The sequence below is a fragment of the Terrabacter sp. P5_B1 genome (genome assembly GCF_056400505.1).
This window is the reverse complement of record NZ_JBFULD010000641.1, coordinates 1-502: the sequence shown is the minus strand read 5'-3', so window position 1 is coordinate 502 and position 502 is coordinate 1. Positions and strand designations below refer to the sequence as shown.

The window sequence follows — 502 nt, the reverse complement described above, 5'->3', positions numbered from 1 at the left end:
GTCGTGTGGCTGCGCGCGATCTCCACGACGGGCGCGGCTGCCTTCCGGGCGAGCGAGCGGGCCCGGCGGACGACGGCCGGGTCGAGCTCGAGCAGGTGGTGGGTGCGGCTCATGCGTCAGATCCTGCCGTCTCGGCGGCCAGCCGGCCCTCGAAGAGGGTGCGGACGGCAGGGACCTCGCGGACGAGCCGGAGCGCCGTCTCGGCGTGGCCGGGCACGTAGCCGTTGCCGACGATCATCCGCACGTCTGCGGCCAGGCCCTCGGCGCCGAGCGCGGCGGCGGCGAAGTTCGTCGCCATGCTGAAGAAGATGATGGTGCCGCCCTGGGCCGTGGCGAGGATGGCGGGCTGCTCGCAGCCGGGCACGTCGACGCAGACGACCGTGACGTCGGCCGGGCCGCCGGCGGACTGGACGGCAGCCGCGAGACCCAGCGGCGATCGCGCGTCGGCCAGCACGACCGCGTCGGCGAGGCCGCTCGTCTCGAGCGCCGCGCGCTCCCGCTC

Annotated in this window: 1 pseudogene; it reads right to left on the bottom strand. The window is 75.9% G+C overall.

Annotated features, from left to right (window positions below):
• Positions 1-109: 109 nt before the first annotated feature.
• Positions 110-502: pseudogene (locus AC1DP0_RS22590) on the bottom strand (L-erythro-3,5-diaminohexanoate dehydrogenase); the annotation flags it as partial.